The organism is Pantoea cypripedii (assembly GCF_011395035.1).
Lineage (GTDB): Bacteria > Pseudomonadota > Gammaproteobacteria > Enterobacterales > Enterobacteriaceae > Pantoea > Pantoea cypripedii_A.
This window is the reverse complement of the sequence record NZ_CP024768.1, coordinates 3,770,891-3,788,571: the sequence shown is the minus strand read 5'-3', so window position 1 is coordinate 3,788,571 and position 17,681 is coordinate 3,770,891. Positions and strand designations below refer to the sequence as shown.

Here is a 17,681-nt window from a genome sequence, read left to right as displayed (position 1 = left end):
TCCTACAGGAAAATGTAGGGTCGGCATTTATGCCGACCAGGCAAGACAGCTATCCCCGCCCGTGCGGTTCATCCCAGTTAAACGCCGGTCCCAGTGAAATCACGCCACTCGGGTTAATGGTTTTATGGCTGCAATAATAATGATGGCGAATATGCGGCAGGTTCACCGTCTCAGCAATACCCGGCATCTGATAGATATCACGCAGGAAGCCGTTGAGGTTGCGGTAATCACTAATACGATGGCGGTCGCATTTGAAGTGGGTCACATAGACCGGGTCAAAACGCACCAGCGTGGTCCACAGTCGCAGGTCAGCCTCGGTCAGTTGGTTACCGGTGAGATAGCGATGTTGACCAAGAATCTGCTCCAGGCGCGCCAGGGAATGAAACAGCGCGGTGACCGACTCATCGTAAGCCGCCTGTGAGGTGGCGAAACCAGACTTATACACGCCGTTGTTTACCGTGTCGTAAATCCAGCCATTCAGCTCATCAATTTGTGGCCGCAACGCTTCTGGATAGTAATCTCCGGCACGCGCGCCCTGCGCATCAAAGGCGCTATTCAGCATGCGGATGATATCGGCGGATTCGTTGCTCACAATGGTGTGCTGCTGCTTATCCCACAGCACCGGTACGGTGACGCGTCCGCTGTAGTGCGGATCGGCATGCAGATAGAGTTGATACAGATATTCGTTCTGGTACAACGAATCACCCGTGGCGTCGGGGAAATCGTCGTCAAAGGTCCAGCCGTTTTCCAGCATCAGCGGGTGCACCACCGACACGGAAATCATCTCTTCCAGTCCCTTGAGTTTCCGCATCAGCAGGGTGCGATGCGCCCACGGGCAGGCGAGTGAGACATATAAATGATAACGGTCACGTTCAGCGGCAAAACCAGCGTTGCCTGTAGGGCCTGCGCTGCCATCGGCGGTGACCCAGTTACGCCAAACCGCTTCTGTGCGTTTGAAGCGGCCACCGGTTGACTTCGTATCGTACCAGGTGTCATGCCAGACACCGTCAATCAGTTGACCCATAAGCCCTCCATAAAAAAATGGGGCGAGGAATATCCTCGCCCCTTTTCAGTATATGCTGCGTTCAGCTTGCGTGCTTAGCGTGCGGTCGCTGGCAGGAAACGCTGACGGATCACGCGGTCGATGCTGTAAGCACCCGGACCGACCAGGCCCAGCACCAGGAAGCCACCTGCGATTGACAGGTTTTTCATAAACATCAGCTGGTTAACGCCTTCCGCGAAGTTGCTGTGGAACAGAAACGCCGTCAGAATGGTGAAGCCCGCAGTAAACAGCGCGGTGAAACGGGTCAGGAAACCAAACAGAATGGCCAGACCACCACCCAGTTCGAGCAGAATAACCAGCGGCAGCAGGAAGCCCGGCACGCCCATCGATTGCATGTACTGTGCAGTGCCCGCATAACCAGTAAGTTTACCCCAGCCTGCGGTGATAAACAGAATGGTCATCAGTACGCGTGCCAGCAACAGGCCTGAATCTTCGAATTTTTTCATCATCTACTCCAACAAGGATTTTGTTGCAGGTTGTTGGCCTGCATGGACTTATTCCCGCCGAACCGCATGTGGCAATTCATTGGGCTGATGGCTGAAGATGATAATCGCGGTGTGGAAAGGTTGTAAGCGAGATAAACTGTCGATGTTATTCAGGAATTCTGAAAAAGAAGAAAACGGACCTGAAAAAGGTCCGATAATGGCAGGGGGGATTCAGCGTGGTGGCAGGGCGGATTTGAGCATCCGCCAGGTACTCCACAGGCCAAATCCGCGTTTTGCCCAGCGCAATAAACGATTGGGGCTGCGGATCGACCAGATCGCCAGCGCGCTGCTGCCAATCGCCAGATAGCGTCGCAGGCTGAGGAAAGTGAGCCAGCCACGATCATAGTGTGCCGTGCCTTCCAGCCAGTCACGACGCGCAGCGCTCAGATCCAGGCGCTGCTGTTGTACCTGGTTAAGCAAGGCGTGAATACGTGCTTCGCGCTCGCGACGGCTCATGAGCGATGCTCCTCCAGCAGTTGGCGATCGGTTTCCAGCTCTTTGCGTGTATGGCGCAGCAACGTGGACTGGCGTGATTTACGTAGCGTCCAGAGACCAAAAATCAACGCCAGCAGAAACAGGACGGCAGTGGTAATGGCTATCGCCATCAGCCGATATTGCGCATCGACCGCCCAGATGATCAGCACCATCAGGCTCATCAAGCCAAAGGCGGTAAACAGCATGGTCAAGCCCACCATCATCAGCATCTGAATCAGGTTGGCTTTTTCCTCTTCCAGTTCCACCACTGCAAGCCGGATGCGTGTCTCAACAATACTGACCAGCGTGGTAACAATACGTTGACCAATGTTGATGACCCCTTTGCCTGGGCCGTGGCTTTGCTGACTGTCACTCATCATTAACGCCGTGAAATCAGAATGCCGATGATTACACCCACCGCCGCACCGATACCCACGCCATGCCACGGGTTTTCGCGCACGTAGTCATCCGCTTTGTGTGCCGCTTCGCGGGTCGATTGCGCCAGACGCTCACTCGATTCACCCAGGCGTTCACGCGAATTATCCAGCGCTTCACGCGCTTTCTGACGCAGCTTATCCAGCTCGGTTTTCGATTTTTCACCGGTGTTGCTCAGAACTTCTTCCAGGGTATCTGCCAGGTTTTTCAGTTCCGCACGCAAATGTTCTGAAGTTGTTTCTTTAGCCATAATAATCTCCATTTACATCATAAAGTTATGTCCGATTAGTAGCGCTCAGCTTCGAGCTGTTTCAGCTCATGCTGCGCCTCTTCCAGCTTACGCTCGCGTTTCGCAATCTTCTCTTTGTCATTACCTTTCTGACGCTCTTCTTTCAGTTCACGCTCTCGTTCAGCCACATCGTGCTTCTGCGCTTCAATACGTTCGTGATGCGCCGCCTTCAGTTTTTCATCGGTGCAGCTGGCGCGGACTTCGGTCAACGCACGTTCCAGCCCGTTAACGCGGCGCTGGTTATCATGTTGCTTTGCCATACCGATTTCACGCTGAATATCCTGCTCCTTTTGCTGGCACAGTGACTCAGCTGCCAGCAGTGAGCCGGAGAGGGAGAAGAGAACAGCACCCAGGAGTAAATGACGTTTCATCAGGTTAATACCTTCCATTGTGAATGACCTGCCGCAAACCGGGCAGGAGAGGCATCCCAGCTTGTCTTGTGCTCACGCTACCTTTAAGAATAGACAGCGGATGAAAAAATTCAAAGAAGACGCGGGGATAGCGAGGATGAAGTGGTCGCCTGAGGTGTAAACAAGCGACATTGCTTAGCTATAAGTCGGACGGTTGGCATCCTGATTTTGCTGTGAGGCCTGATGGCCCGCAGCCACGACAAAACCTTGTGGCAGCAGACGGCGCAACACTTTTTGCGCCGCCAGACTCTGCTCTTCGTTTTCGAAGTGAATCACCAGCGCATCGCCAGACGGCGTGATGCTTTTGATGCGCACGCCCTGGGCAGAAAGCTGCTGATAGAGATAGAAGCCATCCGGCAGCGCGGTGCCGTTATGTGCGACACGGATTTTTACCACGGTGTCGTGGTTCAGCAGTGCCGGAGCGAGGGTTAACGCCAGCAGTGCCAGTGCACCGCCCAGCAGCCAAGGCAGCAGGCGTTTGGGAATCAGATTTTTCATTACTGAGATTTCCCGTTTTGATCAGACTGACGTTTACGCCACAACATCACCAGTGAACCTACCAGGCCGATCACCAGCAGAACCAGAGGCAGCAGCATCAGGCAGAACATCAGTTCATCTTCGTAACGACGGAAAATTGGTGTTTTGCCGAGCGCAAACCCCAGCACAGTAAGAATCAGTACCCACAGCAGGCCGCTCACCCAGTTGAAGAACTGAAAACGCGCATTGCTGAGACCGGATAACCCGGCGATGGTGGGCAGCAGGGTGCGAACAAACGCAATAAAGCGACCAATCAGCAGCGCGGAAAGTCCATGACGGTGGAACAGGCTATGCGCGCGCTGATGATATTGCGCGGGCAGATGTGAGAGCCATTTTTGTACCGTGGGCGTATTGCCCAGCCAGCGTCCCTGGATATAACTGACCCAGCAGCCGAGACTGGCACCGGTGGTCAGTACCAGCAGGGTGAGAGGGAAGCTCATGGTGCCTTTTGAAATCAGTACGCCAACCAGAATCAGCAGACTATCACCGGGCAAAAATGCAGCGGGCAGCAGGCCATTCTCCAGGAATAAAATCATGAACAGCACGCCATAAATGGCCCATACCAGCGTCGGGTCGGAAAGGGTTTCATAATCCTGCTGCCATAAGGCATGCAGCAATGCCTGCAAAATATCCATCAATCGGTCCTGAACATCATTGTTAAACGAGCCCATCGGGCTGGAGCACAAGCTGGCAATTTGGTTATGCGTTTTAGGAGCACAGCTGAGCCGGATTTTCCGGATCCTTCCAGAATTGATTGTTAAATCAGCAACTTTTTAATGCCCTGTCGCAAAGGGTAAGAAAAGGGCGATAACTGTAACAAAAATCATAAATCTGAGACAGTAGAAAGTACCCATTGATAGGGAGTTTTACCTTTTGACGCAGCTGGTCCAAAGGAGCTTTACATGAGCTGACATTATTGCAGATTAACTGACTTAACCGCCTGGAAATCCAGCAGAATCAACGAGAATTGTCAGTACCTTCCGGCAGGATGACCGGATTTTCAGCAAACATGTAACGGTCCACATTAAACTCAAAATCGTCTGCGGTAGCGTTGAACAGCATCTGTTTAGTATTTTCCAGATGCTGCCACATAGCCAGCTTACTGGCGGCGGGATCTTTGCGGATTAGTGCTTTCAGGATCTGATCGTGATCGTCACACCAGCTGAGGATGTTGCGTTGATCAATATGCTCATGCAGCTTCAGCCAGTAGGGGTTATGCAGGCGATGCAGCCACATTTTCTCGACGATCGCCGCTAAGGCGCTGTTTTGTGTTGATTGGGCAATACGGACATGGAACTGCATGTCCCATTCGGAATCGCGGAAATGGTCTTCCTGACGTGCTTTTTCCTGAATCGCCATCAGCGCAATGATGTCCTGGCGTGTCACCTGGGTAGCGGCAAATTCTGCCACATTGCTCTCAATCAGCTGACGTGCCTGGAGCAGTTCAAACGGGCCAAAACTGGCAAACTCCAGCTGGCTGGAGGTGACAATCCGGTTCTGCTGCTGGCTGGCAATGACATGAATACCGGAACCTTTGCGCACCTCCACGTAGCCTTCCACTTCCAGCATGATGATGGCTTCGCGCACCACCGTGCGGCTTACCTGCATCTCTTCGGCGATCAATCGCTCGGCTGGGAGTTTTTCGCCCACCGGATATTCACCGGCTTCGATGCGGCGTTTCAGCTCGCTGGCCAGTTGCTGATAAAGGCGACGGGATTCGGTCAGGTCCATGGCACGGTTCCGTGTTACGACAAAAAGTTGAGTTGTTATACCACTTCAGCCGGACGGAAGAAATGGGCTGGCTCACACCAGCCCTGGGAGATTAACTGCGGGCGGCGGCTGTATGTGCCGGAACTGAGCTTTCCAGCTCGGAAACCGGTTTATTTTTCAGCACGGTCCAGATCACCACAGCACCGATCAGGTCAAATACCGCCAGTGCGGCGAACAGCGGGCTGAAGCCCAGCGTATCGGCCAGTGCACCCACAACCAGAGCGAACAGGGTGCTGGCAGTCCATGCGGCCATACCCGTCAAACCGTTGGCGGTGGCAACTTCATTACGGCCAAATACATCGGACGACAGGGTGATCAGAGCACCGGACAACGCCTGATGCGCAAAACCACCGATACACAGCAAACCAATCGCCACGTAAGGGCTGGTAAACAGGCCGATGGTGCCCGGGCCGATCATCAGCACTGCACCCATGGTCACCACCAGCTTACGTGAGACGATCAGATTGACGCCGAACACGCGCTGAAAAAACGGAGGCAGATAACCGCCGAGAATGCAGCCGAAATCGGCGAACAGCATCGGCATCCAGGCAAACAGCGCAATTTCCTTCAAATTAAAGCCGTACACCTTGAACATAAACAGGGGAATCCAGGCATTGAAGGTCCCCCAGGCCGGTTCGGCGAGGAAGCGTGGCAGGGCAATACCCCAGAACTGGCGGTTACGCAGAATCTGACCCACTGACATTTTGCTGCTGTTGCCGGTTTGATGTTGTACTTCCTGGCCGGCAATAATGTAGTGGCGTTCCTCGTCACTCAGTTTGTCCTGTTGCTTCGGATGCTTATAAAACACCAGCCAGCACAGCGCCCAGATCATGCTTAGCACACCGGTGATGATAAACGCCATCTCCCAGCTATGCGCCACGATGGCCCACACCACCAGCGGCGGTGCCAGCATGGCACCAATCGATGAACCGACGTTGAAATAGCCCACTGCAACGGAGCGTTCTTTGGCCGGGAACCACTCGCTGCTGGCTTTTAATCCCGCCGGGATCATCGCGGCTTCGGCGGCACCCACGGCACCACGTGCCAGAGCAAAACCGCCCCAACTGCCCGCCAATGCGGTAGCGGCACAGAAGATTGCCCATAACACGGCAAATACCGCATAACCCACTTTAGTACCCAGCATGTCCAGTACATAACCGGCTACCGGCTGCATCACCGTATAACAGGCAGAGTAGGCGGCGACGATATATGAATATTGCTGTGTGGTGATGTGCAGCTGAGTGGCCAGTGTGGGTGCTGCTACGGCAATGGTGTTACGCGTCAGGTAACCCAGTACGGTGCCCATTGTCACCAGCCCAATCATGTACCAGCGTAGCCCTTTGATCTTACGCATCATTAACCTCTTCCAGTTTGTCGTTGCGGCGCTGCCGCTGTTGTTATCTGGAGCGGGACTGCACGTGATACAGCTCTCTTCACGCCCGCTGGCGCACAAACTGCCGCCTTATTTCCTTGCCTGTGCCATCGGTCTGGCATCAATGGAGCGAGAGATTAACTTGTTATACAACTTTAAAAGTTGAGAGCTATCACAAAAACCCTTAAAGCTGTGTGTGATACTGTCATACACCGTAATAACAGCCATTTAGCTGCGTTAGTGCGGCTTTTTTGTCCATATCCACACTAAAAAGCTGTCATTAATGTGAGGTGTATCGCAAAGAATTTTGCCGTTTAATAAAATTGGTATGATAACTTTGTGTCATTAGCCGACAGGCTACAAAAATGAGGAAGCAGGTATGCCGCGTTTTATGAGTGAGGATTTTTTACTGGAAAGCGAATTTGCGCGTCGTCTCTATCATGACTACGCCAAAGACCAGCCGATTTTCGATTATCACTGCCATTTGCCCCCGCAGCAGATTGCCGAAAACTACCGCTTTACCAACCTCTATGACATCTGGTTGAAAGGTGACCACTATAAGTGGCGAGCGATGCGTGCCAATGGCGTACCAGAAGCCCTGTGTACCGGTAACGCCAGCGATCGCGAAAAATTTAACGCCTGGGCGCGTACCGTGCCGCACACCATTGGTAATCCGCTCTATCACTGGACGCACCTCGAACTGCGCCGTCCGTTCGGTATCACCGATGTTCTGCTGTCTGAGCAAACGGCAGACCGCATCTGGGACAGCTGTAACGCATTGCTGGCACAGGATGCGTTCAGTGCTCGCGGCATCATGCAGCAGATGAACGTCAAAATGGTCGGTACTACTGACGACCCCCTCGACGATCTGCGCCATCATCACGCGCTGGCGCAGGACGCGAGTTTTAACGTCAAAGTGCTGCCGAGCTGGCGTCCGGACAAAGCCTTTAATATCGAGCTGGACACTTTCCTGCCGTGGATCCAGCGTCTGGAACAGGTGGCGGATGTCAGCGTGCAGCGCTTCGACGATCTGCGTCGCGCCTTAAGCAAACGTCTCGACCATTTCGCCGCTCACGGTTGCAAGGTTTCTGACCACGCGCTGGATGTGGTGGTGTATGCCGAAGCGGATGAGGCCACCCTTGATAGCATTCTGGCGCGTCGTTTACAGGGGAGTGCGCCGTCGGCAGAGGAAACTGCGCAATTCAGAACGGCGGTGCTGGTATGGCTGGGTAGCGAATATGCCCGCCGTGGCTGGGCGCAGCAGTATCACATCGGCGCGCTGCGTAACGCCAACCGCCATCACTTCGAATTGCTGGGACCGGACACTGGCTTCGATTCCATCAATGATGCGCCGCTGGCCATCCCGCTGGCACGTCTGCTGGATGCGCAAAACCGCCAGAACGGTCTGCCGAAAACCATCCTGTATTGCCTGAATCCGCGTGATAACGAAGTGCTGGCAACCATGGCCGGGAATTTCCAGGGCGAAGGCGAGCCGGGCAAAATGCAATTTGGTTCCGCGTGGTGGTTTAACGATCAGCTGGATGGCATGCAACGTCAGATGACCCAGCTGGCGCAGATTGGTTTGCTCAGCCGTTTTGTCGGCATGCTGACTGACAGCCGCAGCTTCCTGTCTTACACCCGTCACGAATATTTCCGCCGCCTGCTGTGCCAGATGATTGGCAACTGGGTAGAACGCGGTGAAGCACCCGCAGACGAAGCGCTGCTGGGACAGATGGTACAAAACATCTGTTTCAACAATGCGCGTGATTACTTCGGCATAGAGTTAGGAGCCTGATGATGCAGCGGCTTAACCGTCACGATTTTCCCGGCGCTCACTATACCGATCGCGTCATTCAGTTCGGGGAAGGTAACTTCCTGCGTGCCTTTATCGACTGGCAGCTTGACTGGCTGAATGAACATCAGGGCACCGATGCGGGTGTGGTGGTGGTGCGGCCGCGCAACAGGGAAGTGAAAGATTCACTGAATCAGCAGGATGGGCTGTATACCACGTTGATTCGCGGGCTGAATGCGGCGGGTGAGCAGGTCAGTGAAACCCGCCTGATTCGCAGCCTCAACCGTGAAATTCAGCCTTATCAGCAATTTGACGATTTCCTGGCGCTGGCACGCGCTCCACAGATGCGTTTTGTGTTTTCGAATACCACTGAAGCCGGTATCGCTTTTGCTGAACAGGACCAACTGGACGATGCGCCAGCCTCCTCCTTTCCCGGCAAACTGACCCAGCTGCTGTGGGCGCGTTACCTGCATTTCGCCGGTGCCGCCGATAAAGGCTGGTTGATCGTTCCCTGTGAATTGATTGATTACAACGGCGATACGCTGCGCGAACTGGTGCTGCGCTACGCCGGGCACTGGCAGCTGCCAGAGGCGTTCACCCTCTGGGTGCAGCAACATTGCGCGTTTTATAACACCCTGGTGGACCGCATCGTCACCGGCTTTCCGACCGACGCTGATGCAATCGCTGCGCACCTGGGCTACGAAGACCGTTTCCTGGTGGCGGGCGAGGTTTATTACCAGTTCGTGATTCAGGGGCCGGATGCGCTGGCGCAGGAGTTGCAACTGGCGGCGCTGGCACCGGAAGTGCGGCTGGTTGATGACATCACGCCTTACAAAGCGCAGAAAGTGGCGATCCTCAATGGCGCGCACACGGCGATGGTCCCGGTGGCGTTTCAGGCGGGGCTGGAGAGCGTGGGCGAAGCAATGGAGGATGCGCAGATCGCCAGCTTTGTTGATGGGTTGCTGCGTGAAGAAGTGATCCCGACGCTTGATCTGCCGCCTGTGGAACTGCACGCCTTTGCCGATGCGGTACAGCGTCGCTTCCGTAATCCGTTTATTCGCCATGCGCTGCTGTCGATTGCGCTGAATGGCATGACCAAATTCCGCACCCGGATTCTGCCGCAGCTGTTGCTGGCACAGCAGAAACAGGACAGCTGGCCGCCCCGTCTGACCTTCGCCTTTGCCGCATTGCTGGCGTTTTATCGCGGCAAGCAGGGCGATAAAAGCTGGCCGCTACAGGACGATGCCCACTGGCTGCAACGCTATGCTGAGCTGTGGCCTGCGCTGGAAGCGGATCAGCAAACCCCGGAACAACTGGTACGCACCGTACTGAGCGACGCCAGCCACTGGGGTGAAGATTTAACCCGGCAGCCAGGATTGGTGGCTGCGGTAAGCCATCACCTGCAAAACATCATCGTTCACGGGATGCGGACGGCGCTGACACAACTGAGATAACGCTATGCAAGATGCGATAAGAATACATTCACGCGATAACGTCGCTGTGGCGTTGCGCGATTTGGAAGCCCATACCCAGGTTGACATCAATAACGTATGTGTTGAGTTGCAGCAGGCGGTAGGGCGCGGGCATAAATTTGCCCTGCAACCGCTGGCAACCGATGCGCTGGTGATCAAATACGGATTACCCATCGCCCATGCTACGACACCGATCGCGGCGGGCGAAATCATCCATTCGCAGAACGCCCGTACTAATCTGAGCGATCTGGACGAATATGATTACCAGCCTGATTTCATTGAGTTACCACCGCAGGCCGGGGATCGCGAGGTACAAATTTATCGGCGCGCCAATGGTGAGGTGGGGATCCGCAATGAACTGTGGATCCTGCCGACAGTGGGCTGCGTTAATGGCATTGCCCGCCAGATCCTGCAACGTTTTCTGAAAGAGACGGATGATGCGGCAGGGATCGACGGTGTACATCTGTTCAGCCATCCGTTTGGTTGCTCTCAGCTGGGCCAGGATCATGAAAACACCCGTACCATGTTGCAGAACATGGTGCGGCACCCCAATGCGGGTGCGGTGCTGGTGATTGGCCTCGGCTGCGAGAACAATCAGGTGGATGTGTTCCGCGATACGCTGGGCAGCTTCGAAAGCGATCGTGTGCAGTTTATGGTGTGTCAGCAGCAGGATGATGAAGTTGAAGCGGGGCTGGAGCGGCTGCATGCCTTGTACAACGTGATGCGTCATGACCAGCGCCAGCCAGGTAAGCTGAGCGAACTAAAATTCGGGCTGGAGTGTGGGGGATCAGATGGTTTTTCCGGCATCACCGCCAACCCGATGCTGGGGCGTTTCTCCGATCAGATGATTGCCAATGGCGGTACCACGGTACTGACCGAAGTACCGGAGATGTTTGGTGCTGAGCGTATCCTGATGAGTCGCTGCCGTGATGAATCCACCTTTGATAAGACCGTGGCGATGATTAACGACTTCAAACGCTACTTTATTGATCATCAGCAGCCGATTTACGAGAACCCCTCTCCGGGTAATAAAGCCGGGGGCATCACGACGCTGGAGGAAAAATCGCTGGGCTGTACGCAAAAAGCCGGACAGAGCCAGGTGGTGGATGTCCTGAAATATGGTGAGCGGCTGAAAACGCCGGGTCTTAATCTGCTGAGTGCTCCGGGCAATGATGCGGTCGCCACCAGCGCACTGGCTGGGGCGGGCTGCCATATGGTGTTGTTCACGACGGGTCGCGGTACGCCTTATGGCGGCTTTGTCCCGACGGTGAAAATTGCCACCAACACGCAGCTGGCGGAGAAGAAACCGCACTGGATTGATTTTAATGCCGGACGGCTGATTGAAGGCATGAGCATGGAGGCGATGCTGGCGGATTTTGTCGACATGATTGTCGCCATTGCCAACGGTAAATCCAGCCGTAATGAAACCAATGATTTCCGTGAGTTAGCGATTTTTAAAAGCGGTGTGACGTTGTAAATTGGACGTAGGGTCGCCATTGATGGCGACCTGGTTTTATGCTGCTGAACGCTCCGCTTCGGCCTGACACACCGCTGCGGTAAACAGAATATCCGTTGAGGAATTCAGCGCGGTTTCGGCGGAGTCCTGCAACACGCCAATAATAAAACCGACGGCAACAACCTGCATTGCCAGGTCATTGGGAATACCAAACATATTGCAGGCGACCGGGATCAGCAGCAGCGAGCCACCGGCGACACCAGAGGCCCCGCAGGCGCACAGCGAAGCCACCAGGCTGAGCAGAATCGCGGTGGGCACATCGACAGCAATCCCCAGCGTATGCACTGCCGCCAGCGTCAGCACGGTGATGGTGATTGACGCTCCCGCCATACTGATCGTGGCTCCCAGCGGAATCGACACCGAATAGGTGTCTTCGTCGAGGCCCAGCCGTTTTGCCAGCGCCATATTCACCGGAATATTCGCCGCAGAACTGCGGGTGAAGAAGGCGGTGACGCCGCTTTCACGTATGCAGGTGAAGACCAGCGGGTAGGGATTACGGCGGATTTTGTTGAATACCAGCAGCGGGTTAACCACCAGCGCCATCAGCAGCATACAACCGATCAGCAATGACAGCAGGCTGGCATATTCCCACAATGCATCAAAACCGGTTGAGGCGAGAATCGACGCCACCAGGCCAAAAATCCCCAGCGGTGCGCAGCGGATCACGCAACGAACCACCCAGGTCGCCGCATTTGAGGCATCGTTGAGAAAGGCTTTGCTGCTCGGACTGGCATGACGAAACGCCAGACCCAGCCCCAGCGCCCACACCAGAATGCCGATGTAATTGGCGTTCATCAGTGCTTCAATCGGGTTCGACACCATGCTCATCAGCAGGCCGTGTAGCACCTCGGCAATACCGGAGGGTGGGGTGATTTCGGTCTTGCCGACGTTCATCGACAGCACCTGTGGGAACAGGTGGCTGAACACCACCGCGACGATGGCCGCGAAAAACGTGCTCAGCAGATACAGCATGATGATCGGGCGGATATTGGTTTTTTGCCCCTGCTGGTGATTGGCAATCGACGAGATCACCAGCACCAGTACCAGCAACGGCGCCACGGCTTTCAGGGCGCGAACGAACAGTTCCCCCAGCAGGCCAACAGCCAGTGCCGCATCGCGCGAAAACCAGGCCAGTGCCACTCCGGCAATCAGACCCAGCATAATTTGTTTTACCAGGCTGCCTGCGAACAGCGCGCCCAGGCGTCCAATGATGTTTGTTTGCATATCACGATCTTTTTATATGTCGGTAATCAGTTTACTGCGCGGAATCACCGCGCGGCGATAGTGTAGCTGGCGGAGTATAAGGAAAACATTCGATGAAGAAAGAGATAATTCTGTGCTTTGTGGTATGGGTGGGTTTTTGATCTACTGATGAAGTAAGGGGTTGCAGAATATCGGCAGGATGGAGCGTTATATCGCAAAATAAAGCAGGGGCGATTAACGCCCCTGTAGCAGATTATGATGAGATCTTCTTCTGGTCGTTTCTGCGGTTAACCCAGGCATTAATCAGCAGTGTGCCCCCCAGAATCACACCCACCACCGCCAGCGAGACGGCCACCGGAATGTGGTAGAACTCCACGATAAGCATCTTAATACCGATAAACACCAGTACGATGGCCAGGCCGTATTTCAGCATCGAGAAGCGTTCTGCCACGTTCGCCAGCAGGAAGTACATGGCACGCAGACCGAGGATAGCGAACAGGTTTGAAGTCAGAACGATAAACGGGTCAGTGGTGACGGCAAAGATAGCCGGGATACTGTCAACGGCGAAAATAACGTCGCTCAGTTCCACCATGATCAACACCAGCAGCAGCGGGGTGGCGAACAACACGCCGTTTTTGCGCGTGAAGAATTTTTCGCCTTCCAGGCTTTCGGTCATACGCAGGTGTTTACGCAGCCAGCGCACCAGCGGCTTATCGCCCACCGCGTTGTCATCATCCTCTTTCGCCAGTGCCATTTTCAGGCCGGTGAACAGCAGGAAGGCACCGAAGATATACAGAATCCAGCTAAACTGCGTGACCAGCCAGCTGCCGCCGAAAATCATGATGGTACGCAGCACGATCGCGCCCAGTACGCCGTAGATCAGGACACGGCGCTGCAACTGGGCCGGAATGGCAAAGTAGCTAAACAACATCAGCCAGACGAAGACGTTATCCACCGCCAGCGCTTTTTCCAGAATGTAACCGGTGAGGAAGGCGAGAGTCTGGGCGGTAGCCACTTCACGTCCGGCACTGCCGTCGAGATACCACCAGAACGCTGCGCTGAACAGCAGAGAGACCGAGACCCAAATCAGTGACCAGATGGCGGCCTGTTTGAATGACATGGTTTGTGCGCCGCGACGTCCCTGGAGGAAGAGATCGATCGCCAGCATGATCAACACTACAACGGCAAAACTGCCCCACAGCAGTGGCGTGCCTACAGTTTGCATAAACGTATCCTGTCCTGAAAATAAAAAAGGCCGAAGTCAGAAGACATCAGCCGCTTTTTTGTTATAAGCAAACCTCGCCTTCCGGCAAGGTCTCACTTACAACTCAGAATGGATTCCGGGTTGCCTGATGACCGGATGCTTAATGCATCGTAATGACGATCAATCAGCTTATAAGTTACTCCCCTTTGCGTTGGCTAACATACTTGCCACAACGCCAGGAAGCAATGGGATGGCGGAAATATTTTGCAATATTTACGTACCCGGCGATGGATTATCAGCCGGGAAAACGACACCCGTCTGGCGACGAATTTCTGTCAGTAACGCGGCGGTAATACGCGATGTTTGCAGGCCGGGATGCTCCACCTGACCCGCATTCACTAACCGGGAAAAGGTTTCGGCTTCATACAGCATAGTGTTGATGTGCTGGGTCTGCGTCAGATTCTGGCTTTCACCGCCGCGCGGGATAAAGCGCAGCTGCTGGCACTCAGATATTTTCTCAATCACCAGCGAGCCTGCCTCGCCCTGAATTTCGCTCGGTATCAGCGAATCACTCACCTTGGAATGCAAAATCGTTACATCGAAATCGCCATAGCCCAGCACCACCACGCCATGTGCATCCACGCCGCTTTCCAGCAGTGAGGCCTGGGCGGTCACCTGCCGGGGTTCGCCCCATAGGGTGACAGCTGCCGCGAGGCAGTAATATCCGATATCCATAATGGAACCGTTGGACCATTGCGGATTAAAGGTGTTGGGGTTCCCCCCTGCCAGATAACGTTGATAGCGGGAGGAGTACTGGCAGTAATTCAGCAGCGCTTTGCGCAGTTTTCCTACCTGCGGCAGGGATTTTTGCAGCTGCAAAAAGGTTGGCAGGCTGGCGGTTTTAAAGGCTTCGAACAGCACCACCTGGTTTTCACGTGCGCAGGCGATCATGGCTTCGGCCTCACGCAGGTTAGAGGCCAGCGGTTTCTCGCAAATGACATGCTTGCCGTGTGACATAAACAGCAGCGCCTGCTCGCAGTGCAGCGCGTTCGGGCTGGCGATATAGACCGCGTCAATGGCATCGCTGGCGGCCAGCGCCTCAAGTGAGGTGAAGAGGTGCTTGCAGGGATAATCGTTGGCGAAGGCTTCAGCCTGCTGCTGCTGGCGTGAATAAACGGCGCTCAGTTTCATTTTGCCACTTTCATGTGCGGCGTCGATAAACTGGCGGGTGATCCAGTTGGTTCCCACAATAGCGAAGCGAATCACGTGCGGTTTCTCCGGCAAGGATAAAACGGCAGAGTAGCACGCTGGCACGGCGACGTAATTAGCAAACACCGGCGAAATTTGATCCTGAGATCCGCATTCCAATATGATGATGCTGCTATGATTTTTATCCCGGACAGAAGAGGACGCGCGGGTGAGTGGAAGTAAACATGCACTGAACTGGACCACATTGCTGATTGCCATCCCGGTCGGTTGCGCGGCCTCACTGGTAACACTCGCTTTTCGCGGGGTTATCGAACTGATTAACCGTCTGTTGTTTCATAGCGATAGTGAAATCACCGTGGCGATGCATGTCTGGCCGTGGATTTTCTGGCCGCTGCTGGTGGGCGCGGGTGGCGTGCTGGCGGGGTGGTTTTTGCGTTATGCCGTGAGCATTGAGCAGCAGGAAACGGTGAAAACGGATTACCTCGAAGTGATCAACGCCCGGCTGGATGCGGTGCCGACCAAAACCTCGCTGTTTCGCGCGCTGTCGTCAATTGCCAGTATCGGCAGCGGCGCATCGATAGGTAAAGAAGGGCCGATGGTGCAGCTGTCGGCACTGTGCGGCAGTTTAATCGGCCGCTGGTTGCCGAAATCACTCGGTCTGCGTAATAGCGATATTGTGGCGATGGCCGCTGCTGCCGGGTTGTCGTCGGTGTATCACGCGCCGCTGGCGTCAGCGATCTTTGTCGCTGAAATTGCCTTTGGTATTTCTGCCTTGCAGCGTCTGATCCCGCTGGTTATCGCCTCTGCGGTGGCGGTGATGACCATGTGGTCGCTGGGTTTCCGCAATGCGCTGTACCCATTGTCTGACGTCAGCTTCCAGCTGGATGTCTCCAGCCTGCTGATGACGGTGGTGATTGGGCTGGCGTCCGGGCTGGCAGGATGGTTGCTGATCAAACTGATTGCGCGCAGCAAAGCGATGTTTGGGCGCGTGCGCTCGCTGCCGTTGCGTCTCGGTGCCGGTGGTCTGGCTGTGGGGTTTCTGGCGCTGATCTCCACCGATATTCTGGGTAACGGTTACGAAGTGATCATTAAAATCATCGATGGTCATTATTTGCTGGGGGGCCTGCTGGGATTGTTGATCCTGAAAACCCTGGCGACCACGCTTTCGGTCGGCTCGAATGCGGTAGGCGGATTGTTCACCCCTTCCTTATTAATTGGTGCATTGCTGGGAGCGTTGCTTGCCAGCCTGGGGGCCGTGCTGCATTTGCCGGTGGGCGATACGCTGCTGTATGCCGCTATCGGCATGGCGGCAGTGCTGGCGGCGGTCAGCCAGGCTCCGCTGATGGCGATGTTGATGGTGCTGGAGATGACGCTCAACAGCAGCCTGTTGTTCCCGCTGATGATTGCCTCAGTGCTGGCGTCAATGCTGGTTTATCGCCTGCAATCCGCCAGTACTTATCCGGTGGTGAGTGGGCATCTCAGCCGTTCTGAAGCCAAATATGATTTCGATAACATGCGCGTTGACCAGCTGATCATCCCCGGCGCGGCCCTGCAACCGGATGAATCGGTCGGGCAGGCGCTGGCGGTGAGTTCGCTCAAGCGCGAGCGTTATGTCTATGTCATCAATGCCAGCGGCCAGTTTCTCGGGGTGGTATCGATTCACGATATTGCGCGCAAGGTGCTGGCCGAGGAGATCACCTTACAGTCACCGGTGAGTACGGTGATGGATAGCAATTTCCCGTGTATTTATCAGAACCAAAGCATGCGTGAGGGCTGGGAGGCATTTGCCCGGGTGACGCTGGAGCGCCTGCCGGTGCTGAATAATCCGCAGGAGCGCCATTTCCTTGGCGCGCTGACGAAAACCAGTTTGATCCAGAAGGCGCAGGAGTTTCTTTAAGCCGCGTTACCGCGCAGCGCCTGCTCGGTCATCCACAGCCGGGCGTCGAATTCCAGCTGATGGTAATCCGGCTCCATATGGCAGCAGAGTTGATAGAAGGCTTTGCTGTGATCTTTCTCTTTCAGATGCGCCAGTTCGTGCACCACGATCATGCGCAGAAAGGCTTCCGGCGCGAGACGGAAAAAGGTGGAGATACGGATTTCTGCTTTGGACTTCAGGTTGCCACCCTGCACGCGGGAGATGGCGGTGTGCAGGCCAAGGGCGTGTTTCATCACCTTGATTTTATTATCCCAAATCACTTTGCTCACAGGCGGCGCGCTGCGCATGTAGCGGTTTTTCAGGCCCTGGGTGTAATCGTACAGCGCTTTGTCGCTCACCAGATCATGCATGTCCGGATAGCGCTGCTGTAAAAAAGCGCCCAGACGTTGCTGCTCAATCAGTTTCTGTACCTGGCTGAGGATATGTTCAGGGTAACCCTGCAGATAGATTAATGACATTGGGATTCCCGGCGAAAGACAGTATACTGCGCCCCCTTTTTAGGGCGAAAATCGCG

The 17,681-nt window shown here is 54.9% G+C and carries 18 protein-coding genes; 4 read left to right on the top strand and 14 right to left on the bottom strand.

Annotated features, from left to right (window positions below; genetic code table 11):
• Nucleotides 1-49 precede the first annotated feature (49 nt).
• The 10 genes from CUN67_RS17575 to CUN67_RS17530 form a co-directional block, all read right to left on the bottom strand.
• Nucleotides 50-1,024: a glutathione S-transferase family protein gene (locus CUN67_RS17575; protein WP_208716572.1), complete on the bottom strand. Its 975-nt coding sequence runs from the start codon at nucleotides 1,022-1,024 to the stop codon at nucleotides 50-52.
• 74 nt (nucleotides 1,025-1,098) lie between these two features.
• Nucleotides 1,099-1,509 carry a DoxX family protein gene (locus CUN67_RS17570; RefSeq protein ID WP_208717258.1) on the bottom strand — a complete coding sequence of 137 codons (411 nt, stop codon included), beginning with the start codon at nucleotides 1,507-1,509 and terminating at the stop codon, nucleotides 1,099-1,101.
• Nucleotides 1,510-1,719: 210 nt separating this feature from the next.
• Nucleotides 1,720-2,004, bottom strand: coding sequence for a YqjK-like family protein (locus CUN67_RS17565; protein WP_208716570.1), 285 nt, complete (start codon nucleotides 2,002-2,004; stop codon nucleotides 1,720-1,722).
• Nucleotides 2,001-2,399, bottom strand: a complete 399-nt coding sequence (locus CUN67_RS17560) for a phage holin family protein (RefSeq protein WP_208617298.1) — start codon at nucleotides 2,397-2,399, stop codon at nucleotides 2,001-2,003. The genes CUN67_RS17565 and CUN67_RS17560 overlap by 4 nt, the downstream gene beginning before the upstream one ends.
• A 2-nt stretch (nucleotides 2,400-2,401) precedes the next feature.
• Nucleotides 2,402-2,707, bottom strand: a complete 306-nt coding sequence (locus CUN67_RS17555) for a DUF883 family protein (RefSeq protein ID WP_208716568.1) — start codon at nucleotides 2,705-2,707, stop codon at nucleotides 2,402-2,404.
• A 35-nt stretch (nucleotides 2,708-2,742) separates the two neighbouring features.
• Entirely contained in the window at nucleotides 2,743-3,117 is a 375-nt protein-coding gene (locus CUN67_RS17550) for a DUF1090 domain-containing protein (RefSeq protein WP_208717257.1), read from the bottom strand.
• 174 nt (nucleotides 3,118-3,291) lie between these two features.
• On the bottom strand, nucleotides 3,292-3,654 hold the full coding sequence (gene mzrA / locus CUN67_RS17545) for an EnvZ/OmpR regulon moderator MzrA (RefSeq protein ID WP_208716566.1): 363 nt from the start codon (nucleotides 3,652-3,654) through the stop codon (nucleotides 3,292-3,294).
• Complete coding sequence (locus CUN67_RS17540; protein WP_208716564.1) at nucleotides 3,654-4,328, bottom strand: DedA family protein; 675 nt, start codon at nucleotides 4,326-4,328, stop codon at nucleotides 3,654-3,656. The genes mzrA and CUN67_RS17540 overlap by 1 nt, the downstream gene beginning before the upstream one ends.
• 322 nt (nucleotides 4,329-4,650) lie before the next feature.
• Nucleotides 4,651-5,424 carry a transcriptional regulator ExuR gene (gene exuR / locus CUN67_RS17535; RefSeq protein ID WP_208716562.1) on the bottom strand — a complete coding sequence of 258 codons (774 nt, stop codon included), beginning with the start codon at nucleotides 5,422-5,424 and terminating at the stop codon, nucleotides 4,651-4,653.
• Nucleotides 5,425-5,515: 91 nt separating this feature from the next.
• On the bottom strand, nucleotides 5,516-6,817 hold the full coding sequence (locus tag CUN67_RS17530) for an MFS transporter (protein ID WP_208717256.1): 1,302 nt from the start codon (nucleotides 6,815-6,817) through the stop codon (nucleotides 5,516-5,518).
• A gap of 397 nt (nucleotides 6,818-7,214) precedes the next feature.
• On the opposite strand from CUN67_RS17530, the gene uxaC reads away from it, so the two are divergent.
• Genes uxaC through CUN67_RS17515 form a run of 3 tightly spaced genes read left to right on the top strand, consistent with a single transcriptional unit; the run spans nucleotide 7,215 to nucleotide 11,576 of the window.
• The gene (uxaC, locus tag CUN67_RS17525; protein WP_208716560.1) at nucleotides 7,215-8,630 is read left to right on the top strand and encodes a glucuronate isomerase; all 1,416 of its coding nucleotides are present in this window, start codon (nucleotides 7,215-7,217) and stop codon (nucleotides 8,628-8,630) included.
• Between the two features lie 2 nt (nucleotides 8,631-8,632).
• The gene (locus tag CUN67_RS17520) at nucleotides 8,633-10,081 is read left to right on the top strand and encodes a tagaturonate reductase (protein ID WP_208717255.1); all 1,449 of its coding nucleotides are present in this window, start codon (nucleotides 8,633-8,635) and stop codon (nucleotides 10,079-10,081) included.
• A 4-nt stretch (nucleotides 10,082-10,085) separates the two neighbouring features.
• Nucleotides 10,086-11,576 carry a UxaA family hydrolase gene (locus CUN67_RS17515; RefSeq protein ID WP_208716559.1) on the top strand — a complete coding sequence of 497 codons (1,491 nt, stop codon included), beginning with the start codon at nucleotides 10,086-10,088 and terminating at the stop codon, nucleotides 11,574-11,576.
• A 36-nt stretch (nucleotides 11,577-11,612) separates the two neighbouring features.
• Here CUN67_RS17515 and sstT read toward each other — a convergent pair whose 3' ends face one another.
• The 3 genes from sstT to CUN67_RS17500 form a co-directional block, all read right to left on the bottom strand.
• Nucleotides 11,613-12,839 carry a serine/threonine transporter SstT gene (gene sstT / locus CUN67_RS17510; protein WP_208716557.1) on the bottom strand — a complete coding sequence of 409 codons (1,227 nt, stop codon included), beginning with the start codon at nucleotides 12,837-12,839 and terminating at the stop codon, nucleotides 11,613-11,615.
• Between the two features lie 232 nt (nucleotides 12,840-13,071).
• The gene (locus tag CUN67_RS17505) at nucleotides 13,072-14,043 is read right to left on the bottom strand and encodes a TerC family protein (RefSeq protein ID WP_208716555.1); all 972 of its coding nucleotides are present in this window, start codon (nucleotides 14,041-14,043) and stop codon (nucleotides 13,072-13,074) included.
• A gap of 252 nt (nucleotides 14,044-14,295) precedes the next feature.
• A complete protein-coding gene (locus CUN67_RS17500; RefSeq protein WP_208716553.1) occupies nucleotides 14,296-15,288 on the bottom strand; it encodes a Gfo/Idh/MocA family protein in 993 nt (330 codons plus the stop codon).
• Between the two features lie 151 nt (nucleotides 15,289-15,439).
• Here CUN67_RS17500 and CUN67_RS17495 point away from each other — a divergent pair, with 151 nt between their 5' ends.
• Entirely contained in the window at nucleotides 15,440-17,128 is a 1,689-nt protein-coding gene (locus CUN67_RS17495) for a chloride channel protein (RefSeq protein WP_208716551.1), read from the top strand.
• On the opposite strand, the gene CUN67_RS17490 is transcribed toward CUN67_RS17495, so the two are convergent.
• Nucleotides 17,125-17,625, bottom strand: coding sequence for a M48 family metallopeptidase (locus CUN67_RS17490; RefSeq protein ID WP_208716549.1), 501 nt, complete (start codon nucleotides 17,623-17,625; stop codon nucleotides 17,125-17,127). The two genes, CUN67_RS17495 and CUN67_RS17490, sit on opposite strands and share 4 nt — an antisense overlap.
• Nucleotides 17,626-17,681: the final 56 nt, after the last annotated feature.

Excerpts from the sequence above, each read along its gene's own strand:
- CUN67_RS17575 (WP_208716572.1), bottom strand. The coding sequence starts at position 1,024 with ATGGGTCAACTGATTGACGGTGTCTGGCATGACACCTGGTACGATACG.
- CUN67_RS17570 (WP_208717258.1), bottom strand. The coding sequence starts at position 1,509 with ATGAAAAAATTCGAAGATTCAGGCCTGTTGCTGGCACGCGTACTGATG.
- CUN67_RS17565 (WP_208716570.1), bottom strand. The coding sequence starts at position 2,004 with ATGAGCCGTCGCGAGCGCGAAGCACGTATTCACGCCTTGCTTAACCAG.
- CUN67_RS17560 (WP_208617298.1), bottom strand. The coding sequence starts at position 2,399 with ATGAGTGACAGTCAGCAAAGCCACGGCCCAGGCAAAGGGGTCATCAAC.
- CUN67_RS17555 (WP_208716568.1), bottom strand. The coding sequence starts at position 2,707 with ATGGCTAAAGAAACAACTTCAGAACATTTGCGTGCGGAACTGAAAAAC.
- CUN67_RS17550 (WP_208717257.1), bottom strand. The coding sequence starts at position 3,117 with ATGAAACGTCATTTACTCCTGGGTGCTGTTCTCTTCTCCCTCTCCGGC.
- mzrA (WP_208716566.1), bottom strand. The coding sequence starts at position 3,654 with ATGAAAAATCTGATTCCCAAACGCCTGCTGCCTTGGCTGCTGGGCGGT.
- CUN67_RS17540 (WP_208716564.1), bottom strand. The coding sequence starts at position 4,328 with ATGGATATTTTGCAGGCATTGCTGCATGCCTTATGGCAGCAGGATTAT.
- exuR (WP_208716562.1), bottom strand. The coding sequence starts at position 5,424 with ATGGACCTGACCGAATCCCGTCGCCTTTATCAGCAACTGGCCAGCGAG.
- CUN67_RS17530 (WP_208717256.1), bottom strand. The coding sequence starts at position 6,817 with ATGCGTAAGATCAAAGGGCTACGCTGGTACATGATTGGGCTGGTGACA.
- uxaC (WP_208716560.1), top strand. The coding sequence starts at position 7,215 with ATGCCGCGTTTTATGAGTGAGGATTTTTTACTGGAAAGCGAATTTGCG.
- CUN67_RS17520 (WP_208717255.1), top strand. The coding sequence starts at position 8,633 with ATGCAGCGGCTTAACCGTCACGATTTTCCCGGCGCTCACTATACCGAT.
- CUN67_RS17515 (WP_208716559.1), top strand. The coding sequence starts at position 10,086 with ATGCAAGATGCGATAAGAATACATTCACGCGATAACGTCGCTGTGGCG.
- sstT (WP_208716557.1), bottom strand. The coding sequence starts at position 12,839 with ATGCAAACAAACATCATTGGACGCCTGGGCGCGCTGTTCGCAGGCAGC.
- CUN67_RS17505 (WP_208716555.1), bottom strand. The coding sequence starts at position 14,043 with ATGCAAACTGTAGGCACGCCACTGCTGTGGGGCAGTTTTGCCGTTGTA.
- CUN67_RS17490 (WP_208716549.1), bottom strand. The coding sequence starts at position 17,625 with ATGTCATTAATCTATCTGCAGGGTTACCCTGAACATATCCTCAGCCAG.